Raw genomic sequence first — 16,758 nt, 5'->3', positions numbered from 1 at the left:
GGTGAAGACTTTTTTCTTTTAAAAATATTAATGAATGGAATTTGACATTCAAAATTAGCTTAGAAAGAAAGGGGGAATTATATGAATTCACAAAATCATGTTTTGAGTGGCGAGATAAAGAAACCCCTCTTGCCTGAATATGTGCTCATGTCTATATTAACGTTATTTTCATTTGGGCCTCAATACTTTACAAGTCTTTCCTATATCTTGAATCAAATGGTTATTCAAAATGGACTTAACTTAAGTACACACGTTATGTTACTTCCATCCATTTGCTCAAATTTGGCTTTTTCGCTAGGTCTCCCATTTGGACGTATCCTTCCCATGAAATATGGAACAAGAAAAATTTATCTTACTTTCATTTTCATATTCCTTGGTGGAACGATCATCAATATTCTATGCTGGGGGATCATTCCGCTCACCATTGGCAGATCACTCCAAGGTTTAGGGGCAGGTGTATTGTTTCTGACAATCCTACCGCTTAGTTTAAGGTCTTACCCAAACAAGGTGCGGAATCTGTTTATATTGTTTGCGATAGGTGGTTTATTTGGTTGCAGCGCGGTAGGTGCATTTGTTGGATCCTTATCTTTAAGTGTTTCTGAGTGGCGATGGATATTCTTGTTAAATATTCTCTCATCCCTCATTTGCCTTATAATCGGGTTCAGAATCTTACCCAAAACGAAGCCAGAGTTAAATTCAGGAACGATGAAACATAACATGAAAGGAATTTTCTTATTCACCTTATTAATATTGGACTTGATTTTCCCGCTGTATAACTTACAAGAACACGGATTTACATCAAATCAGGTTTGGCCATTTTTTGTGATTGCTCTTCTATTGGCGTTATTGTTCATAGCGGTTGATTTTAATGCTGTTGATCCCTTTATTCCAATCCGATCATTGTGGTCAGCAAAAACAGTTTCAGGAACAATTATGGCTTTAACTGCACATATTGCTCTTATCGTTGCGATTGCAGGAGCTAATGGGTTTTTGCGTAACATTCTTGATCCTCCATTCATATACCTTACTTATTTTTATTTGTGGTTTTTTGTTGGATTCTTGGCGTCTGGTATCGTATGTACTCTGCTGTATGACAAATGGGGTGCAGGCAGGCTGGGAATGGTAGGTTCCATCATCATAATAATGATCAGTATTCAATGGAGATCAATGGGAACCGAGGTTTCTTTAACGGCAATAAATGTTCAAATGGCTTGTATTGGCGTAGGCGTAAGCATGGTGCTTTTATCAGGGGCATTGGGAACAGCACTATCAGGTGACATTCACAAGGCAGTACTACGGTCGTCATCCCTGCATTCTATGAGAAATTTATTTGGTTCAATTGCTGGACCAGTAATAGGATGGTTTGCTTATCGAATGCATGCGATTCACTATGAAGATGTTCGAGGGGAAATATCACTATTGAACCCCGAAACTAACTCAGAGATGGCCGGATTGGTCCGCAATTATATCAATAATGGACATACACTGACAGAGGCAAAAAGCATGGCCTATTATTCAATGGTTGTGAATAGTCAAAAAGGTGCGCTTCTAGGAGCTTACCATGATTTATTTACCATTCTCCTGGTATTAGGCATAATCATGTTGTTAGCTTCCATCGGAAAGGCTGTAACGGGCAAAGGAAGGTCGCTAGTGCAGAAAGAGCAGCACATTTTACTTCCAGCACCATTGGAAAAAACGAATAAAAAGGGGAAATACGTATGAGTAAAGGTCGTTTAATAATAGCCAATATTTTGGGTGTTCTTGTTGTAATTGCTTTTCTAGCAGGCGGTGCATACTTTTATTATCAAAATGAGAACTTTGTTAAAACTGATGATGCGAAAGTATCTGCAGACATGGTTCAAATTGTAGCACCAGCTTCTGGTATGCTCAAAGATTGGGATATTAAAGAAGGTAAAGAAGTTACAAAAGGAAAGGCAATAGGAACAATTGAGGAAGAAGGTCAAGCCGTTTCCATAAAGTCTACCATGGAGGGAACGATTATTAAAAATGGAGCCGGAAATGACCAGTTAGTACAAGGTGGCCAAGTGCTAGCCCAAGCTGCAGACCTCAAGCATTTATACATTACAGCTAACATCAAGGAAACAGATTTAAAGGATATTGAAAAAGGCGATTCAGTGGATATAAACGTAGATGGCGATACCGATGTAACTTTCGAAGGAAAAGTAGAAGAAATCGGCTATGCTACTAAATCTGTATTTTCGACTTTACCAGAATCGAATACGGGCAATTTCACAAAGGTCACTCAAAAAGTTTCTGTTAAAATCTCAATTATGAATCCATCTGCCAAAGTACTTCCTGGTATGAATGCTAAAATCAAAATCTCGTTGTAGATGTAAATTCGCATCAATGCATCCAAGAGGAGTGGGGAATTTTATGAAAATCCATGTAGTCTATGATAGTGAAGGTGAACATACAAAGGCACTGGCATATTCAATAGCGGAAGGGGCTCAAGAAGTGTATGGTGCAGAAGTTAATATAGATCATGTGGATCAGGCAGATGTATATAAGCTTTCAGAAATGGATGCGATTGTATGGGGATGTCCTGGACATTTCGGGACGATTAGCTCTGGATTGAAAGCTTGGATTGATAAATTAGGGTTCTTATGGGCAGAAGGTAAGCTGATAAACAAAATTGGTGCTGTATTTTGTACGACTGCTACCGTCCATGGAGGATTAGAAGCAACGATGCTTAACCTCATTACTCCCATGCTTCACCAAGGGATGATTATCGTGGGTTTACCTGGTAATATTCCGGAAAATGCTTTATATGGATCTTATTATGGGGTAGGGGTGTCCTGTCCTGTTGATAGTACAGATTTGCTTCCTGAGCAAGCCCAAGAGTTAGGAAGAGCTTTAGGAAAACGTGTAGCCGAAGTCACACAAACTCTAGCACATGTACAGTAAGGAGTTGGGCAGATGGTGACCATTATTGCTTGTATAGGATTGGCTATGGCTGTTATCGCGGGATTGTTCAAGATAAATTTTTGGTCATCCTCAAAAGAAGAAGAGGTACATGAAACGGTTATAAACGAAATTGGTAAGGAAGCTTTCCATTCACCTGACAAATCTGAATTGGTTCCAGAGGAGACTCTAACCGGTTCCGCTGGGAAGGTTAAGCACATGAACGATCAGGCCTACCGCCAAGCCCTTCAATGTTTCCAGGATACGACGCAGGAAGATTTAAACCTCAAGCGATTGGCTATGAAGGATGAAGAATATAGAAAAGCTTTAAAAACCATGAATCGTAAGCGTGAGAATGAAAAAAACTGAGAAGTGTAGAAAAATTCCTAAGGATGAACTAACTCTAAAAAGTGAGGTAACATTAAATCGTGAGTTAAGTACACCAGCAAGGTAACGGTTCTTAGACATTATGAATGCGTGACCCATTCGATCGGTAAGAGATTAGAGGAATAACAATAATTTAATAGGTGATCTCTGTGGTAAAAGCTGATAAGGAAATCTTGACGAAAGCGGCTTAAACCTAGCAAATTACCATGAAATCGGAGAAGCGCTTGATTCCAGTCAGGCAACAATTGTGAGGAAACTTATAAAATATCGATTAAAGGTCAGTGGAAAAAGAATAGGAAAGTATGAACAGCACCTGCAATTTTGGATATTATCCAAATTGGAGGTGCTGTCTTTTTGACTGAATTCCTAATTATATTTACGCTTTTTTGGGGGATGAGGGCTTTATTACCTTAGAAAAATTATTGGTTCTTATACCTGCTAATGTATGAATGATGGAAGTTATAAACGGGATTTTTTGGTTCCTTTCCTTTTAAATTTTTTTATTGATTCAGAAATGATTTTTTCAGTCAATAGTGAATGAAGGACATCCCGTATGGAACCGATACTTTTGAGATTTTACAATTCAATAATGAATTTAAAGACTGGTTATTAGCCTTATTGAAGGTAATTTAATGTTTGGCACAGCACTTGCATTTAATAACAGGAAATTAATCTACGGAATGATCCTTCCATGGAAGGTACGAGGTGAAAGGGGTGAAAGAAACAGACGCCTACCATGGAAAAACCGTCATTAAACAGAAAATGGAATCATTGGCTTTCCCTAAATACAGCTTGTCTGCACAATCGTTACGCCTAAAAAATGAAAGCGCTAACAACGAATCAGGAGATTATTCCGCAAAACCTAAGCTATTTCTATAGGCTAAGAATAAAGGGAATTAAAGCTTATTGGCCTTCCCGAGATGTTGATGTTATGGGAGAGTAAGTGAAAGTGTTTCATCGCAGTTTCAAATATGGACAGGATGTGAGCCAGGGAATGAACAGCAAAGTGAAATTCATTAATTTTCAAGGAGGAAGTAAATGGAAATTTTGATCCAGCAGCTTTTTAATGGTTTGACGATTGGCAGCGTATATAGTCTTGTTGCACTGGGATTGACGCTAGTATATGGAATTTTGCATATTCCGAACTTTGCACACGGTGCCCTATATATGTTGGGAGGATATATCACGTTGTCAATGATGACATTATATGGGGTCAATTACTGGATTGCCATGTTCGTATCCATTATCGTTGTTGGTTTGTTGGGAGTCCTTTTGGAACGTTTCGTGTTCCGCCTGTTAAGGGAGGCACCTCCGTTGCACGATAAGATTGCAGCCATCGGCATTCTCCTTTTTCTTGAAGCTTTTGCCCAATTTGTCTGGGGTGCCGACTTCCATACTATGACTTCTCCATATGGTCAAGTCGTCAATATCCTGGGACTGACGTTCACACTTCAGCGATTATTGATCATCGTGTCAGCTATCGCAGTAATGGTTTTACTTTACCTTTTCCTAAAAAAAACTTATGCAGGTTCGACGATAATTGCAATGTCCCAAAGCCGTGAAGGGGCATCATTAGTAGGGATCAACATTAATAAAGTCGCGATGCTTACCTTCATGATATCGGGGGGATTAGCAGCCATAGCTTCATCCCTTGCATCACCGATTAATCTTGTTTTTCCCGGCATGGGGCATTTAGTCATCCTAAAAGCCTTCGTCATTATCATATTGGGTGGGATGGGCAGCATCCCGGGGGCGATCGTAGGTGGATATATCCTAGGTTTCAGTGAGAGCCTGGGTGCAACTTATATTTCAAATGATTATAAAGACATCATTGCATTCATACTTCTAGTCATCATATTAACGGTGAAACCAACAGGTCTTTTTGCAAAGGGGGAGAGGTAGTGTGAAGATATTAACGAAAAGAAATGGGATTATCGCTCTTATCGTCTTTGCTTTTTCATTCCCCTATATCGCGCAAAACGATTATTATCTCCATATGCTGACACTTTCGTTCATCTGGGCGATAGCTGTTTATGGAATCAATTTATTATCAGGCTATACTGGATATCTCTCGCTTGCACATGCTGGATTTTTTGCGATTGGAGCATATTCTCTTGGCCTGCTCACAGTAAAAGCGGGAATGAACTTTTGGCTGGCACTAATATGTGCATGTTTAATCACATGTGCCATTGGGTTTTTAATCGGTTTGATTGCGCTGAGGACAAAGGAACACTTTTTCGCGATTTATACCCTATGTGTGGGTTACATCATATATCTTGTGATCGATAAATGGGAGGGACTTACAGAGGGGGTTAGGGGATTGATCGGGATCCCTGCTCCTGGGAATATAGGGCCGGTCACATTCGATACTGCAGCATCCCAATATTATCTCGTTCTCATTTTCCTGCTTGCAGTGATTTTAATCGTGTATCGAATTATTCGCTCGTTGACCGGCAGAACGTATATAGCCATCAGGAACAGCGAGGACCTTGCACAAACGATTGGTATATCCACAATGAAGAATAAGTTAACCGCATTTGTCCTATCCACATTCTTCGCAGGTTTGGCAGGTGCCTTGTATGCTTCATTCATTCGTTTCATTGGACCTGATATCGGGTCAACTGCCATCATGTTCGATCTATTGATGTATTTATTGGTTGGTGGAATCGGGACACTTTCAGGTCCATTGGTAGGAACATTATTATTAGTAATCCTGTCGCAGAATCTGCAATTCCTTCAAGAATATCGAATGCTGATATTCGGACCATTACTTACGGTGATCATTATCTTTTATCCGCGCGGAATAGCAGGGGCCTTCTTTGATTGGCAAAGAAAGCGAAAAGATAATGCGCTGTCCGGGGTTAGGGGCGAATTGCACATAAAAGCTGAGGAGGGATGAATTTGCTAATCGAAACTAAGAATTTGACAAAGCGTTTCGGAGGATTGGCGGCCGTCAATAATGTGGATTTTTCAATTGAAAAAGGTAGAATCAATGCAATAATCGGGCCAAATGGTGCAGGGAAATCCACTTTTTTTAACTTGATCAGTGGCTTTCATCGACCAACTTCCGGGACGGTTCTTTTTAAAGGGATTGATATCACCAAACTTCCTGCCAATGAAATAGCGGGGCTCGGAATTTCAAGAACCTTTCAAACGACAAGCCTTTTCGATCAATCGACCGTGTTGGATAATGTCATTGTCGGTCATAGACTGCGAACAAAATCCAATTTGGTGGATGCCATTCTAAGAACAAAACGTTTAAAACGGGAGGAAGCGGCTTGCAGGGATAAGGCTATGGAGGTGCTTGATATTGTCGGATTAACGGAATCGGCTGACAGAATGGTCTCGAGCATCTCGCAGGAGGAAAAGAAACGGACAGCCATTGCCCTAGCCCTAGCGACAGAACCGGAAATCATCTTTCTTGATGAACCTGCTGCGGGAATCAACCCGGATGAAACGGAAGGTTTGACAGAACTGATTAAAAAATTGAATCGATCGGGACTGACCGTTTGTTTAATCGAGCACAAAATGCATATGATCATGAACTTGGCAGACCACATCATGGTCCTTAATTACGGAGAAAAAATTGCCGAGGGCACACCCAAGGAAATCCGCGGAAATGAAGCGGTCATTAAAGCCTATTTGGGAGGGAGTGCCAGTGCTTAAGTTAACAGATGTCGCCGTGAATTATGGAAGTTTCACTGCGATAAACCATGTGAATATCGAAGTTGCCGAGGGAGAGATCGTTGTTTTGCTAGGAGCTAATGGGGCAGGAAAAAGCACGACTTTTCGTTCCATAAGCGGAATCAGTAAGCTTTCCAAGGGGGAAATCCATTTTCAAGGCATGCCGATAGGGGGCCGTGCCCCGGATAGGAATGTCCGGGAGGGGATCGTTCAGTGTGCCGAAGGACGTAAACTGTTTCCACAGATGACCGTTCAGGAAAATCTGCGGATGGGTGCCTATGTGCATCGAAAGAAAAAAGCGGAGATCAAGGATTCCTTGGAATACGTTTATCACTTATTCCCGATTTTAAAAGAAAAGCATCATGATGAAGCGGGAAGCCTGAGCGGCGGCCAACAGCAAATGCTAGCAATTGGAAGGGCTTTGATGTCGAAACCGAAATTGTTGATGCTTGATGAGCCTTCGGTGGGACTCGCTCCACTCATTGTCGAACAAATGTTTCAAGTCATTGAAGAAATAAACCGCGAAGGAATCACAATCCTGCTTGCTGAACAAAACGCGAATGCTGCCCTAAGCATTGCAGATAAAGGATATGTTTTTGAAAATGGGGAAATTGTCGTTCAAGGGACAGCAAGTGAGTTATTAGCCAATGATGAAGTAAGGAAAGCGTATATTGGGGCCTGAATAAATTGAATGGGGGATTTTTATGAAAAAACTGAAAGTACTATTTGTCTTTCTCCTGCTAACCATCACTGTTTTGACCGGGTGCAATAAAGGGGATAGCCCTGTGTCTAGCAGTGGCAGTAAAGGAAAAAATGACAATGTCGTAAACATCGGTTTTAGCGGTCCTTTAAGCGGGGCAGCAGCGTTATATGGGAAACGGACATTGAATGGTGTCGAAATGGCCGTCAATGAAATTAATGATGCTGGTGGTTTTGAAGTAGATGGTAAGAAATACACGTTGAACTTAGTATCGTTGGACGATAAATACTTACCTAATGAAACCGGGTCGAATGCTAAACGTTTAATTCAGGAATATGATACGCCGATCATTTTCACGCCTCACAGCGGAGGCGTGCTGGCACTTCAGGTTTTTAATGAACAAGAGGAATTCATCATTGGTGCATATACGAGTGAACCGGCAGTGACCGAGAGCGGAAATTCATTAACTGTTCGAATTCCACCGAATTACGAGGGGTATATCGAGCCTTTTACAACATATGCGATGGAAAACTTCGGCAAGAAAATTGCCGCTTTGCCAACATCTTCGCAATACGGTAAAGACTGGACGGAAGCCGTGCTCCCACATTGGGAAAAGCAAGGCGGAAAAGTCGTTTATAATTCTTCGATTGATTTCGCCAAAGAAACCGATTTCTTTACGATTGTCACAAATGCCTTGAAAAAAGATCCTGATGTGCTATTCATCGGTGGAGCTTCGGAACCTACGGCAAAAGTGGCGAAGCAAGCTCGGGAGCTAGGATTTAAAGGCGGTTTCATTATCATGGATCAAGCAAAGCTGGATCAAATGAAGCCTATTGCAGGTTCATATGAAACATTGGAAGGCTCGATTGGCGTTCTGCCATTGATGGACTCAGATGAAGAAGCAGTGCCTGCATTCGTCGAGAAATATCAAAAGAATTATAAGGAAGATCCAAGCTCCGAAGTAGGATTGAATTATATCGCCATGTATGCGTTTGTGGAAGCCATGAAATCTGCAGGCAGCGTTGATGATGCCAAGGCCATCCGTAAACATATGCAAGACGGACTTTCAAATATAGGGCCAGATCAAAAAATATACGATATTCCCTCGATTGATGAAAATGGAGGATTTGCATCAACTATTGTCGTCGGTGCAGTAGAAAACGGGAAAGTGGTCCCTATCCGTTAACTGGGTAAAGGAGTGCAGGTGTACCGGGTCTGGCGTAGTATACTAGTTTAGCATTTTGCAAAATTGCGTGTATCGTTCCTAATAAGGTGACGGTACACGTTTTTTTTGTTGAAAAAATCCACACTAAAAATAGTAGGCTCCTTTGGGTAAATTAAGCCACTCTGAAAGGGATAGATGAAAGTCCGCCAGCATCGGGGTTTTGATGAACGGAGATTGCCGGTTAACAAATTTTACAAAAATATCTTGTCTCTCAGTAATGAAAACGCTATCATTGAATATAATATGAAATATAATTTCATTATTTTATATTAAAAAATGAAATTATATTTAAGTGATTGTTTATAGGAGGATTCAATTGTCTATGGAAGAACATTTGCGTTCATTAACGACTGAATTACGGAACGAAAAGACGATGAATATCGACAGTGTTAATACAATGGACATCATTTCTGCAATCAATAAAGAAGATTTTAAAGTGGCAGCAGCAGTTCAGGAGGTATTGCCAGAGATTGAAAAGGCAGTTGAATGGGCTTGCGAATCGTTAAAAAAAGGAGGGAGACTCATATACATCGGAGCAGGAACGAGCGGAAGGCTCGGAGTGCTGGATGCCGTGGAATGTCCGCCGACTTTCAGCACTCCGCCTGATAGGGTGCTGGGAATAATCGCAGGAGGGGAAAAGGCATTTGTTCGGGCTGTTGAAGGTGCAGAGGATAAAGAAGAGTTTGGGGAAAATGACCTGATTGACGTGGCGCTTACAGCAAATGATACGGTTATTGGCATTGCGGCAAGCGGGCGCACTCCTTATGTGAAAGGCGCTTTACGTTATGCAAGAAAGGTCGGGGCTAAAGCGGTCGCTTTATCATGCAATAATAACGCGAGCATCACGAACGAAGCTGATATAGGGATTGAAGTGGTGGTCGGGCCGGAAGTGTTAACAGGATCCACGAGAATGAAAGCGGCAACCGCACATAAAATGGTACTCAATATGATTTCAACGGCAACCATGATCCGATTGGGCAAAGTCTATGAAAATCTGATGGTCGATGTAAATGTCAGTAATCAAAAACTGAAGGACCGTGCAGTAAACATCATAGAAACAGTAACGAATGCTGACTATGATCAAGCTTTGAATACGCTTGAAAAGGCAAATAATCAAGTTAAGCCAGCGATTGTCATGATAAAAACGGCAACAGATTATGAAAAAGCAATGGAGTTACTGGAAAAAGCGGATGGAGATGTCAGAAAAGCCATCTCGATCTATGAAGATTAGGAGGGAAGCAATGGCTACAGGAGGATTATCCATCATACAGACGATGTTGAGCAAGCTGCCGCAATCAGAACAAAAACTAGCGGAATATATTCTACAGAATCCTCATGAAGTTGTGAACAGCACTGTACAGGAATTAAGTACGTCTGCCCAAACAAGCGGGGCTGCTGTTATTAGGTTGTGTAAATCGCTTGGAATAAAAGGATTTCAAGATCTGAAAATAAGGATTGCTGGAGATTTGATGAAGACGGTTGAACAGGGCTACCGGGATATCGAGCCTTCTGAATCACTGTACCGGATTGTGGAAAAAACAACGAGTAATTCGATTCAGACCATCCGGGACACATCTGAAATAATCGATCATGATAATCTCAAACATGCCATAACGCTGATGCTGAATGCAAAAACCGTCCACTTTTGCGGTGTGGGTGCTTCGAATATAGTTGCTGCGGATGCTCAGCAAAAATTACTTCGCATCAATAAAGGAGCAACGGCTTTTACAGATATGCATTTAGTTGCAACCCTGATTGCAAATGCTGATGAGAATGACATCGTTTTTGCCATTTCATTCTCTGGGGAAACACCTGAAGTTGTCAATATATTGAAGCTGGCAAAGGAACGTGGGGTCAAGACAATCGGGCTGACTCATTATGGCCAAACAGCGGTATCTTCTTTGTGTGATGCCACTTTGTTTACATCCTATTCGAATGAAGCACCATTTCGAAGTGCAGCAACATCCTCACGATTGGCGCAATTATATATGATTGACATTTTGTTTTTGGGGATGGCTTCAGAGCAATATGAAGAAACTGTCCAATATATTGATAATACCAGGACTGCCATTAAATCGATGACAGATCGATATAAATGATTAATGCGAGATTTGACAAAGGGGGCTTATGAATGGGTAAGGGGGATAAGTACGCCAGTTTAGCAGAAGAGTTATTGGGGAAATTAGGTGGGGCATCTAATGTTGCCGATGCTGTACATTGTATGACCAGACTGAGGGTATTGCCAATCGATCGATCGAAAGTAAAAATGGAAGATATAAAAAATACGGAAGGCGTTTTTGGCGTCATTGAAGAGGAAACGATACAAATCGTCCTCGGGCCAGGTGTGGTGAACAAGGTTCATACAGAATTTGAAAAGCTTCTGGAGGAAGCTTCGGGAGATTTGAACTTAAAAGAAGTAGCCTCGAAGAATAAATCAGAGATTGATAGGAAAAACGCAAAACCGTTTAAACTTTTTTTACGCAGGATTGCAAGTATTTTCATCCCTTTAATTCCCGCCTTAGTGGCATCTGGTTTGATTACCGGTATTACAAAGGCAATCGTTCAAGCGGGCTGGCTTGCAGCAGAATCACAATTAGCCATCATTTTAACCGTTATCGGATCCGGTCTGTTTGCCTACTTGGGGATTTTGGTTGGGACCAATGCTGCAAAAGAATACGGCGGATCACCTGCACTTGGTGCCCTTGCTGGTATCTTGGTCATAAACCCGGCCGTCGGCGACATTTCATTGTTCGGTGAAAATTTGCTCCCTGGCCGCGGTGGATTGATAGGAGTACTCTTTGCAGCTATTTTCATAGCCTTGGTGGAAAAACAGGTCAGGAAATTCATTCCTCAATCACTGGATATCATTTTGACGCCAACCATCGCTTTACTCATTACCGGGATTGTCACTTACATTGTATTTATGCCGGTAGGAGGGTTTTTATCGGATGCCATTACGAATGGGTTATTGAATGTATTGGATTTCGGTGGTGTTGTAGCTGGATTCGTGCTTGGGGCGGCCTTCCTCCCTCTCGTCATTACTGGTTTACATCAAGGTTTAACGCCTGTCCATCTGGAATTGATAAATTCGATTGGTGATGATCCACTGCTCCCCATTTTGGCGATGGGTGGCGCGGGTCAAGTGGGAGCGGCATTTGCCATCTATATGAAAACGAAGAAAGCAAGTTTGAAGAGAGCTATCGGAGGAGGCCTTCCTTCAGGAATGCTAGGTATTGGTGAACCCCTTATATTTGGAGTGACCCTGCCATTGGGCCGGCCCTTCTTAACTGCATGTTTAGGTGCAGGAGTAGGCGGGGCATTCCAAGCTCAATTCGGGATCGCCACGTCTTCCATCGGTGTGTCCGGACTGCCGCTTACCTTTCTAGTTCATCCAAACCAAATCGCCCTGTTCCTTGCTGGGTTGTTCATTTCCTATATAGCAGGGTTTATTTTTACGTATCTGTTCGGATTTAAAGATGAAATGGCGGTTGAATTTAAGTGATCGGAATTTCTTTTTATCTACAGGACCCGCATGCAGAAACACAAATTATACATGCTGCTAACCTAGGAGTGAAGAGAGCATTTACCTCGCTCCATATTCCTGAAGAAAAGGGAGACCTCGTGAAGAGGATGATCAGGCTTTTAAAGCTTGCAGAGGACTATGGAATGGAAATCCATGCAGATGTCTCGTTAAATACGCTTGATCATTTGGGGATTAACAAATTTACGGATTTATGGCCATTAGGTATTAAAGGGATTCGCCTTGATGATGGGTTCGATAAAGAAACGGTCATATCTTTATCTAAGGTGTTTTCACTCTCACTAAATGCAAGTACGTTGAATGAAGAGGAACTTTTAGCCGTGCTTGGGGGCGGAGTGGAACCGGAAAGTCTGATAGCTTGGCACAACTTTTATCCAAGGCCTGAAACGGGCCTTGAAGAAGAGTTCTTTCATGAACAAAATGGAATGTTCAAGAAATACGGCATACCGATCTTTGCTTTCATCCCGGGTGCAGGAAGTAAACGCGGTCCTCTTCATGAGGGTCTTCCAACGCTTGAAAAACACAGGTTGATGAATCCTTACGCCGCCGGAATTGAGCTGATCCAGCATGTGGAAGGAGTTTACGTTGGTGATCAAGGAACGGAGGGTAATTTGCTTGAGAATCTAACCGTATATAAAAATCTGAACATTCTAACTATTAGAGTGAAATCCCGACTTTTGCAAAGCGGTCAGTATAAATTGAGGCCAGATGTTTCTCAAGATGTTTTCCGGCTGCAGAATACCCGGGTCACCGCAAATGTTGAGCCGAGTAATACAGCTGCACGAAGCCTTGGATCCATAACGATGGACAATGATGCTTATGGAAGGTATCGGGGAGAGGTTCAAATTTGCAAAAGAGACCTAGGGGCAGACCACCGAGTCAACGTTATAGGAAGAGTTATAGAAGAAGATATTCCCTTGCTGTCCCTTCTAAAGCCTGGTCAAACAATAAAACTTATAATTGAGTAAACAATTGGACTCAAAGAATCCAGGGATAAATGGATACATTTCATGAAGGCTTTTTAAAGAGGCGGCTGCTGGGATTCCCGATGCTGCCTTGATTTCTTTATAGGATCTATATAGTTCATTTCCATTCATTTTTCCCCTTCACGGCAGTGGTTTGGAATTGTTGCTAACAGAACTAAAAAGAATACAAGGGAGGATGCCTGAATGATAAAAAGGATATGTGCCCCAGCTGGAATCGCATTATGTTTGGTTTTATCCATTATGGGAGGGAATGCGACAGCAAAGGGATACGAGAATGAAAAAACGGTTTCTGATATTCAGGAAATCGTAGAAAACATGACAATCGATGAAAAAGTCGGTCAAATGCTCATGCCGGATTTTCGTAATTGGCAAAAACAAGGAGAAACAAAGGCAACCGGGTTTATTGAAATGAACTCGGAAGTTGCAAGCATCATCAAAAAATATCATCTGGGCGGTGTGATTCTGTTTGCTGAGAATGTAGTCGATACCGAACAAACGGTTCGTCTCACGGATGGTTTGCAGATGGCAAGCCCGGACCTTCCGCTGTTCATAACGATTGATCAGGAAGGAGGAATCGTAACTCGTCTTCAAACTGGAACGAACCTTCCTGGTAATATGGCACTTGGTGCAGCCAGAAAAGAGAGTTACGCTTATCAATCTGGAGAAATTATTGGTAAGGAACTGTCGGCACTTGGCATAAATGTCAATTTCGGACCGTCTGTCGATGTCAATAATAATCCCGGAAATCCTGTTATTGGCGTTCGTTCCTTCAGTTCCGATCCGGAACTTGTATCAAAGCTTGGCATTCAGATGATAAAAGGATTGCAAAATCAGAACATGATAGCGACGACCAAGCATTTCCCTGGCCATGGAGATACAGCAGTCGACAGTCATTATGGTCTTCCCCTTGTTTCTCATGATAAAGAGCGTTTGCGCTCCATCGAGCTGCTTCCTTTCCAAAGAGCCATCGATGCTGGAGTTGATATGATGATGACTGCACATGTTCAATTTCCTGCATTCGAAGACACTACCTATATCAGTAAAAAAGACGGTCAAGAAATTATGGTTCCTGCAACGCTGTCACAAAAGGTCATCACGGGTCTATTACGTGAAGAAATGGGATTTGACGGTGTTGTGGTTACAGATGCTTTGAATATGAAAGCCATCGCGGACAACTTCGGACAGGAAGAAGCTGTGGTCCTTGCCCTGAAATCTGGTGTTGATATTGCTTTGATGCCGGCACAGGTTAATTCGCTTCAAATGGAAAAGAATATAACCTCTGTATTCAATGCAGTGAAGGCGGCAGTAGCTAGCGGGGAAATTCCTCTAAATCAAGTCAATCATTCTGTAACGAGGATACTTGAACTAAAAGTGAAAAGAGGGATATTAAACCCGGAAGATACTCCTATAGATAAAAAAATCGAAACCGCGCTTCAAGTAGTCGGGAATGAAGATCATTTAAAAAAAGAAAGGAAAATGGCGGAAGATGCCATCACTCTATTGAAAAATGAACACAAAACATTGCCTTTCAAACCTAAGAAAAATGATAAAGTTTTAATTCTTGCTCCTTTTGATGACCAAGTTGAATCCATGTCCAGGAGCATCAGCGAATTAGCTGAAAAAAAGAAAATAAAGAAAGTCCAAATAACGGGTATGAGTTTTTCAGGAAAGTCATTTACAGATCAAGTGGCCAGACTCATTGATGAATCGGATTTTGTCATAACTGGTTCCTATATTGTCAAAAATGATCCGGCTGTCAATGATGGAGTGATAGATGACAGCATTCAAGATTCGTCGAAGTGGGCAACAGCCTTCCCTAGAGCGGTCATGAATCATGCAAAGAAAAAAGACAAAGAATTTGTTTTAATGAGTTTAAGAAACCCTTATGATGTTGCAAACTTTGAAGAAGCGAAGGCGGTTCTTGCTGTTTACGGGTTTAAAGGGTATTCGAATGGGCGTTATAGACAGCCGAATATCCCGGCAGGCATCTCGACTATTTTTGGAGAATCAAGACCTAAAGGCACGTTGCCGGTCGATATACCTTCAGTAACTAAGCCCTCTGAAAGCCTTTATAACTATGGATATGGATTAGACATTAAATCTGGAAGACCCATTAAAAAATAAGGAGAGAAGCAATTTGAAAAGAATGATAATCCTATTTGCCATTTGCATGCTTTCTTTCGGCATCGTTTCCTCAAAAAGTGTAACAGCTGTTAAAGAGAAGAAAAAACAAAAGGTCAGTCCTGGTATTGAAGTTCTTTTAAAAGAAGAAAAGAACGTTTTAAGCGGAAAGAAAGTTGGCTTGATTACGAATCCAACTGGCATCGACTCTAAATTAACCAGCATCGTCGATCTCCTTCATGATGATCCGGATATTAATTTAACGGCTTTATTTGGTCCTGAACATGGAGTGCGTGGAGATGCGCAAGCTGGTGCAAGCGTTGAATATTATATTGATGAAAAAACAGGATTGCCCGTTTATAGTTTATATGGCAAAACGAAAAAACCGACGCCTGAAATGTTAAAGGATGTTGAGGTCCTTGTTTTTGATATCCAGGATGTCGGAACACGCTATTACACTTATATCTACACGATGGCTTATGCAATGGAAGCAGCCAGAGAAAATGATATCCCCTTTATCGTGCTGGACCGGCCGAACCCACAAGGCGGGGAGTCGGTAGATGGGCCGGTCCTTGAACCTGAATTCTCATCGTTTGTTGGGTTGTATCCAATCCCGCTTAAGCATGGGATGACGGTTGGGGAACTCGCGACTTTGTTCAATAAGGAATTTAAAATTGGAGCAGATCTCAAGGTCATCAAGATGAAAGGCTGGAAGCGAGATATGGATTATGACGATACTGGTCTCCCTTTTGTCTTGCCGTCACCGAATATGCCGACAGTTTCCACTACTTTCGTATATCCGGCTACAGGCTTGATCGAGGGAACAAATGTCTCAGAAGGCAGAGGAACGACCAAACCATTCGAGTTGATAGGTGCTCCATATATAAATAGTGATGAGCTTGCTGGGAAATTAAATGCATTAAGGTTACCCGGTGTGAAATTCAGGGCAGCGTCCTTTACACCTACATTTTCAAAACATGCAGGTAGACTTAGCCACGGAGTGGAAATTTATATAACGGATAGAGAAGCGTTCAAGGCTGTCCCAACTGGACTTCACATCATCAAGACCATTCAGGATCTATATCCCGGTGATTTCGAATTCCTTGCAGCCAACAATTTCAATTTATTGATTGGAAATGGCTGGATAATGTCTAGAATTAAAGAAGGTTCAACAGTAAATGAAATCTTGAAA

The 16,758-nt window shown here is 41.7% G+C and carries 16 protein-coding genes; all 16 read left to right on the top strand.

Annotated features, from left to right (window positions below; translation table 11 throughout):
* Positions 1-81: 81 nt before the first annotated feature.
* Positions 82-1,722 (top strand): MFS transporter, encoded by a 1,641-nt coding sequence (locus ADA55_RS02515; protein ID WP_048678581.1) that lies wholly within the window; start codon positions 82-84, stop codon positions 1,720-1,722.
* Positions 1,719-2,351 carry an efflux RND transporter periplasmic adaptor subunit gene (locus ADA55_RS02510; RefSeq protein WP_048678579.1) on the top strand — a complete coding sequence of 211 codons (633 nt, stop codon included), beginning with the start codon at positions 1,719-1,721 and terminating at the stop codon, positions 2,349-2,351. Before ADA55_RS02515 ends, ADA55_RS02510 begins: the two co-directional genes overlap by 4 nt.
* A gap of 43 nt (positions 2,352-2,394) precedes the next feature.
* Positions 2,395-2,925 (top strand): NAD(P)H-dependent oxidoreductase, encoded by a 531-nt coding sequence (locus ADA55_RS02505; protein ID WP_048678577.1) that lies wholly within the window; start codon positions 2,395-2,397, stop codon positions 2,923-2,925.
* A 12-nt stretch (positions 2,926-2,937) separates the two neighbouring features.
* Entirely contained in the window at positions 2,938-3,291 is a 354-nt protein-coding gene (locus ADA55_RS02500) for a hypothetical protein (RefSeq protein ID WP_048678575.1), read from the top strand.
* A 732-nt stretch (positions 3,292-4,023) separates the two neighbouring features.
* Positions 4,024-4,188, top strand: a complete 165-nt coding sequence (locus ADA55_RS29105; RefSeq protein ID WP_153246087.1) for a hypothetical protein — start codon at positions 4,024-4,026, stop codon at positions 4,186-4,188.
* A gap of 159 nt (positions 4,189-4,347) precedes the next feature.
* Positions 4,348-5,211, top strand: coding sequence for a branched-chain amino acid ABC transporter permease (locus ADA55_RS02495; protein WP_048678573.1), 864 nt, complete (start codon positions 4,348-4,350; stop codon positions 5,209-5,211).
* Between the two features lies 1 nt (position 5,212).
* Positions 5,213-6,208 (top strand): branched-chain amino acid ABC transporter permease, encoded by a 996-nt coding sequence (locus tag ADA55_RS02490; protein WP_048678571.1) that lies wholly within the window; start codon positions 5,213-5,215, stop codon positions 6,206-6,208.
* 2 nt (positions 6,209-6,210) lie between these two features.
* The gene (locus ADA55_RS02485) at positions 6,211-6,975 is read left to right on the top strand and encodes an ABC transporter ATP-binding protein (protein WP_048678569.1); all 765 of its coding nucleotides are present in this window, start codon (positions 6,211-6,213) and stop codon (positions 6,973-6,975) included.
* Positions 6,929-7,675: an ABC transporter ATP-binding protein gene (locus ADA55_RS02480; protein WP_207118035.1), complete on the top strand. Its 747-nt coding sequence runs from the start codon at positions 6,929-6,931 to the stop codon at positions 7,673-7,675. Before ADA55_RS02485 ends, ADA55_RS02480 begins: the two co-directional genes overlap by 47 nt.
* A gap of 22 nt (positions 7,676-7,697) precedes the next feature.
* The gene (locus ADA55_RS02475) at positions 7,698-8,879 is read left to right on the top strand and encodes an ABC transporter substrate-binding protein (protein WP_048678565.1); all 1,182 of its coding nucleotides are present in this window, start codon (positions 7,698-7,700) and stop codon (positions 8,877-8,879) included.
* A 361-nt stretch (positions 8,880-9,240) separates the two neighbouring features.
* Entirely contained in the window at positions 9,241-10,149 is a 909-nt protein-coding gene (gene murQ, locus ADA55_RS02470; RefSeq protein ID WP_048678563.1) for an N-acetylmuramic acid 6-phosphate etherase, read from the top strand.
* 10 nt (positions 10,150-10,159) lie between these two features.
* The gene (locus tag ADA55_RS02465; protein WP_048678560.1) at positions 10,160-11,017 is read left to right on the top strand and encodes a MurR/RpiR family transcriptional regulator; all 858 of its coding nucleotides are present in this window, start codon (positions 10,160-10,162) and stop codon (positions 11,015-11,017) included.
* 32 nt (positions 11,018-11,049) lie between these two features.
* Positions 11,050-12,420, top strand: coding sequence for a PTS transporter subunit EIIC (locus tag ADA55_RS02460; RefSeq protein ID WP_048678557.1), 1,371 nt, complete (start codon positions 11,050-11,052; stop codon positions 12,418-12,420).
* Positions 12,417-13,427 carry a MupG family TIM beta-alpha barrel fold protein gene (locus ADA55_RS02455; protein WP_048678554.1) on the top strand — a complete coding sequence of 337 codons (1,011 nt, stop codon included), beginning with the start codon at positions 12,417-12,419 and terminating at the stop codon, positions 13,425-13,427. Before ADA55_RS02460 ends, ADA55_RS02455 begins: the two co-directional genes overlap by 4 nt.
* Before the next feature lie 201 nt (positions 13,428-13,628).
* Positions 13,629-15,569: a glycoside hydrolase family 3 protein gene (locus tag ADA55_RS02450; protein WP_048678552.1), complete on the top strand. Its 1,941-nt coding sequence runs from the start codon at positions 13,629-13,631 to the stop codon at positions 15,567-15,569.
* Between the two features lie 46 nt (positions 15,570-15,615).
* Positions 15,616-16,758, top strand: a 1,143-nt coding sequence (locus ADA55_RS02445; RefSeq protein ID WP_226990385.1) for an exo-beta-N-acetylmuramidase NamZ family protein, incomplete at its 3' end; no start/stop codon positions are given.

The organism is Bacillus sp. 220_BSPC, from assembly GCF_001054655.1.
GTDB classification, from domain to species: Bacteria; Bacillota; Bacilli; order Bacillales; family DSM-1321; genus Peribacillus; species Peribacillus frigoritolerans.
The sequence above is the reverse complement of the archived record's forward strand: the minus strand, read 5'-3'. Positions and strand labels throughout refer to the sequence as shown.

What these genes read in the sequence shown, in the direction of transcription:
- ADA55_RS02515 (WP_048678581.1), top strand. Translation starts at nt 82, where the DNA reads ATGAATTCACAAAATCATGTTTTGAGTGGCGAGATAAAGAAACCCCTC.
- ADA55_RS02510 (WP_048678579.1), top strand. Translation starts at nt 1,719, where the DNA reads ATGAGTAAAGGTCGTTTAATAATAGCCAATATTTTGGGTGTTCTTGTT.
- ADA55_RS02505 (WP_048678577.1), top strand. Translation starts at nt 2,395, where the DNA reads ATGAAAATCCATGTAGTCTATGATAGTGAAGGTGAACATACAAAGGCA.
- ADA55_RS02500 (WP_048678575.1), top strand. Translation starts at nt 2,938, where the DNA reads ATGGTGACCATTATTGCTTGTATAGGATTGGCTATGGCTGTTATCGCG.
- ADA55_RS02495 (WP_048678573.1), top strand. Translation starts at nt 4,348, where the DNA reads ATGGAAATTTTGATCCAGCAGCTTTTTAATGGTTTGACGATTGGCAGC.
- ADA55_RS02480 (WP_207118035.1), top strand. Translation starts at nt 6,929, where the DNA reads ATGAAGCGGTCATTAAAGCCTATTTGGGAGGGAGTGCCAGTGCTTAAG.
- ADA55_RS02475 (WP_048678565.1), top strand. Translation starts at nt 7,698, where the DNA reads ATGAAAAAACTGAAAGTACTATTTGTCTTTCTCCTGCTAACCATCACT.
- murQ (WP_048678563.1), top strand. Translation starts at nt 9,241, where the DNA reads ATGGAAGAACATTTGCGTTCATTAACGACTGAATTACGGAACGAAAAG.
- ADA55_RS02465 (WP_048678560.1), top strand. Translation starts at nt 10,160, where the DNA reads ATGGCTACAGGAGGATTATCCATCATACAGACGATGTTGAGCAAGCTG.
- ADA55_RS02460 (WP_048678557.1), top strand. Translation starts at nt 11,050, where the DNA reads ATGGGTAAGGGGGATAAGTACGCCAGTTTAGCAGAAGAGTTATTGGGG.
- ADA55_RS02450 (WP_048678552.1), top strand. Translation starts at nt 13,629, where the DNA reads ATGATAAAAAGGATATGTGCCCCAGCTGGAATCGCATTATGTTTGGTT.